Origin of the sequence: Anaerobium acetethylicum (assembly GCF_900096945.1) — a bacterium.
GTDB classification, from domain to species: Bacteria; Bacillota; Clostridia; order Lachnospirales; family Lachnospiraceae; genus Anaerobium; species Anaerobium acetethylicum.
In genome coordinates this window covers 1-2,993 of sequence record NZ_FMKA01000081.1, presented here as the reverse complement: position 1 = coordinate 2,993, position 2,993 = coordinate 1, and the positions used below count along the sequence as shown (strand labels likewise).

The 2,993-nt window shown below is 40.0% G+C and carries 2 protein-coding genes, 1 rRNA gene and 1 pseudogene; 1 reads left to right on the top strand and 3 read right to left on the bottom strand.

The window, feature by feature from the left end:
- Positions 1 to 730: 730 nt before the first annotated feature.
- Together BJR36_RS21095 and BJR36_RS21090 are read right to left on the bottom strand one after the other, a co-directional pair.
- Positions 731 to 1,319: pseudogene (locus BJR36_RS21095) on the bottom strand (hypothetical protein); the annotation flags it as partial.
- 96 nt (positions 1,320 to 1,415) lie between these two features.
- Entirely contained in the window at positions 1,416 to 1,556 is a 141-nt protein-coding gene (locus BJR36_RS21090; protein ID WP_091237153.1) for an extracellular solute-binding protein, read from the bottom strand.
- Positions 1,557 to 1,794: 238 nt separating this feature from the next.
- Here BJR36_RS21090 and BJR36_RS19790 point away from each other — a divergent pair, with 238 nt between their 5' ends.
- On the top strand, positions 1,795 to 2,397 hold the full coding sequence (locus BJR36_RS19790) for a carbohydrate-binding family 9-like protein (RefSeq protein WP_091237152.1): 603 nt from the start codon (positions 1,795 to 1,797) through the stop codon (positions 2,395 to 2,397).
- A gap of 397 nt (positions 2,398 to 2,794) precedes the next feature.
- Here the strand turns inward: BJR36_RS19790 and BJR36_RS19785 are convergent.
- Positions 2,795 to 2,993, bottom strand: a 23S ribosomal RNA gene (locus tag BJR36_RS19785); the annotation flags it as partial.

Genomic DNA, 2,993 nt, shown 5'->3' with positions numbered 1-2,993 from the left:
TTTTTCCGTATATGCCGATGCTACTCGGTCATATTTTACTGTTTTTTAGGTCGTGTCTCTCGACACTGTTCTTTGATTGGCCGGATACTAAGTCCTGGCCGATCATGAAATCTCTTTTCCAGACTTTGTCTGGTTTTGAATTTTCAAGGTTGTTTCACTGTTCAGTTATCAATGTTCTGTGTTGTCGTTTTCGTGTTGCTCACTCAAGCGACTTAGTCAGTTTAACATGTCTGCTTTTGTTTGTCAACAAGTTTTTTCATTTTTTTATTTTTTATATATTTTTTAAAAAAATTCGACAATTTGTGCCGTAAGGCTTATTTCAAGCCGTTTCAGCGACAAGGACTATCTTAACAGACGGGGGATGATATGTCAACACTTTGAAAAAAGAAAGTTTTTACAGCTTTTATGCATAAATTGTGTATTTTTTCACAACATTTTATACAATTGTTTCCAGCAATCATATTTTCCGCTGCTCTGTCAGTCACAAATATTTCTTAAGCACCTGTCTGTTTGCTATTGTTACACCCATTTGTCAACGCTTCGCCAACTCTAAGCTGAAGCTCTGCACTACCAAACCGCACTCGATACTTTCAACATCGAGACTTTCAACCGTCAGATTGCACCACTGCCAGGCGCACAAAAAGAGGCATCCAGACAGGACGCCTCCCCTTACCGAAATAGCCTTCCGGGTAAATATTCATTTCTTCAAACCGTGCATTCCTCTCATTTCCTATCCCTTGATTGCGCCACCTGTTACGCCAGCAATAATCTTTTCCGACAGGAAGATGTATAAGACAAATGTAGGTGAAAATACGATAAAAAGCGCGGCGAACATCTGCCAATAGCTGCTGCTTCTTCAAATGTCCCCGGCAGATTGCTGAAAAACGCCAAAAGAAATATCGTCGTATAAGGAATATTAAGTCCGACATACATAAATATCAGTGCAACCTTGTTAGCAAGGATGTTATTCAGGCGATTCCAATTTGCAACAATCCCAAACAATGGATGAATAATCATGATTGCCGGCACTCCCATTGCAGATACAAAGCCTTTCTGTATCGCCTTATTTGCAATGAAATCAAACCGGGATAATACATTGCTGCAGGTGCACAGATCAAACTTAGAGATGCACCGGAAATCAAAGCATACATCAGCGAGTTTATAAAAAATGTTGATACATTTGATGATGTACATGCTTTCACATAATTCTCAAAATGCAATCCAGTTCCAAATTCCAGAACCTTTCCGGTAAATATCTCTTTCGAGGCAGAAAGACTTGCCGCTCCCACCCAACCAAGCAGCACGAACGTAAATAATATCAACATCCTCTTCCATATAGAACTCCACGTCATCTTCTTTGAGCACTAAATTGCAGATCCAGAAATTCAAAACAATACAAAGGCTTAAAATAGAACCTATTTCAGCTCCTTATCCTTTTTTGATTTTTCATATGCTACAGGCAGTTCATCCCATGTAGCAGGAACTTCATTTACTCCTGCTGCTTTGAAGATATCTGCATTATAGAAAAAAGCGAAACTATTGGACTGATATGGCACTGCCTTTTAGTTGATTTATCCTTTTGATTACTATATAATTCGTATTGATTGTACATTGTGGATATAACATTGTCACTTATCCGTTTTTTCAAAGATATATGATTGGCCGACCAACTGATGCATCCACTTCTTTTATCATCATTCCTACACCTGTGTTTTTTGCTTTTCACTGCAGTCATTGGAACCAGGAAAACAGCAAGTTGTCGCATACATAAACTCACACCCAGGAGGTAACATTATGAAATACCTGATAAAATCATTAGAAAGTTCTGACCAGATATCAGAATGTCCTGCTTTTCATGTTGACCATTTTAACTGGGGCGGTTCTTATCGTCCCGCTTCATCCGGACAGCTGGGATTCATCCGCGACCAGGGATTCTTCCTGCATATGTCCTGTCAGGAAAATGATCCTGTCTGTATCTATCACCATGATTCAGATCCTGTCTATCTTGATAGCGCAATGGAATTCTTTTTTTCGTTTGAATCCGAAAATTCCAGTTATATGAATCTGGAGTTCAATTCAGCAGGCGCCTTGCTTGGCCAGTTCGGTTCCAGTCGTTCGGATCGTGTCTCATTAAAGTCAGATGAACTGAAGATGATTACCCGAACATGTTTTCAAAATGCAGACCACTGGTCTGTTGATTTATTCATACCCGTTTCTCTGCTTCAGATTTATTATCCTTCTGTAACAATATCTGAAGGAACCCGTCTCAAGCTGAATTTCTATAAGATTGCAGAGGGAGAAAAAAACACGCATTTTGCAAGTTATTCTCCCATACAGTCTGATGCTCCAAATTTTCATCTTCCGGAATTTTTTGCTGATGCTGCAATTACCGGGTGATAGAGTATCTCACGATTTCAAACGAGCCATTTACATACAAAGCGCCCCCAAATGCAGTTATAAAAACCGTCATTTGGAGGCGCTTTACGTTTTATTGATTTTTGATTCTGCTTTCTTGAAAGGACAAGGAGTCTGCCAAGGCAGACTCTCGCGCCAAGTACGGTCGCTTTTGCGACACAATTCCCATCGTGCGAGTACACCTCCACGCGGAGCGTTTTTATCTCATGGGATGAACTTTCCTATGAAATAAAAAAAAAGCAGCCACAAGCTGCTTCAGATTTTATAATCCATTTATTCAATCCATGTATCTTCAAAACTACACACTCAAACTATTCAATCATCCATTTTTGTTCTATCCTATGAACCATTTACTTAACAATTATACTGTCAAGTGTTTATGGTCAAGCCCTCGACCTATTAGTAACAGTCAGCTACACATGTTGCCATGCTTCCACCTCTGTCCTATCCACCTCGTCGTCTTCAAGGGGTCTTACTAGCTTTTGCTATGAGATATCTCATCTTGAGGGGGGCTTCACGCTTAGATGCCTTCAGCGTTTATCCCTGCCGAACTTGGCTACTCTGCCATGCCATTGGTA

What these genes read in the sequence shown, in the direction of transcription:
- BJR36_RS19790 (WP_091237152.1), top strand. Translation starts at nt 1,795, where the DNA reads ATGAAATACCTGATAAAATCATTAGAAAGTTCTGACCAGATATCAGAA.